This is a genomic window from Micromonospora sp. LOL_023 (assembly GCF_048060115.1).
In the GTDB taxonomy this organism is placed as follows: Bacteria; Actinomycetota; Actinomycetes; order Mycobacteriales; family Micromonosporaceae; genus Micromonospora_E.
Map to the genome: position 1 here is coordinate 1 of NZ_JBHMIM010000182.1, position 851 is coordinate 851.

At 64.5% G+C, this 851-nt stretch carries 1 protein-coding gene; it reads left to right on the plus strand.

Going from position 1 to position 851, the window contains the following annotated elements:
• The coding region (locus ACFHVL_RS31380) for a Hint domain-containing protein (RefSeq protein WP_416632247.1) at positions 1 to 828 on the plus strand (828 nt) is incomplete at its 5' end.
• Positions 829 to 851: the final 23 nt, after the last annotated feature.

The window sequence follows — 851 nt, forward strand, 5'->3', positions numbered from 1 at the left end:
CCATCCGCCTCAAGTGGTCGTGGCGGGTCGGGTCCGGGATGTCGTACGCACAGCTTCGCCCCCGACACCCGCGTCCTGATGGCCGACGGCACCACCCGCCCCATCACCGACATCAACATCGGCGACCAGGTCATAGCCACCGACCCCGTGACCGGCACATCGTCGCCGAAACCCGTCACCCAACTGCACCGCAACACCGACCACGAACTCACCGACGTCCGGGTCCGCACCAGCGACGGCACCTCCACCGTGGTGGAGACGACACCGAACCACCCCTTCTGGGACGACAACCGGCAGGCATGGGTCAACGCCGGCGACCTCAAGCCGGGTGCCAAGCTGCGGGTCGCCGGCCGCGGCGAGGCCACCGTCGAATCGGTCCAGACACGCCGCGACCAACGGGAGATGCGCGACCTGACAGTCGCCGACACCCACACGTACCATGTACTCGCCGGCGACCACCCCGTCCTCGTCCACAACAACAACGCGTCGTGTGATGTACCGACGCTCAAGGGCTATGCACAGCAGATTCGCGAAGCGGGTGACCATCCTGCAGCAGTCAACCAACGTGTGATCGCTGTGGGGCAGGACGAGGCAGGTAATCTGGTCGCTGGATCTAGCAATGGATTTGACGCTGGACAGGCTGCTGCGGCGGATGCGTTGGGTATTCGCCGTGTACCGAGTCGTCGAGGCAGGCATGCGGAGGAAAACTTGATCGCCGATAATGATGGATCAATGTGGCCCCTAAAGCGGGTGGGAACGGATGCCCGGACACCATGTGGTCCCACGGCCCCGGCGTTGTTCCGGCTTGAGAGGTTCTGTCCGTGTTGAGAACCGGACACGAGGCGAGTTGC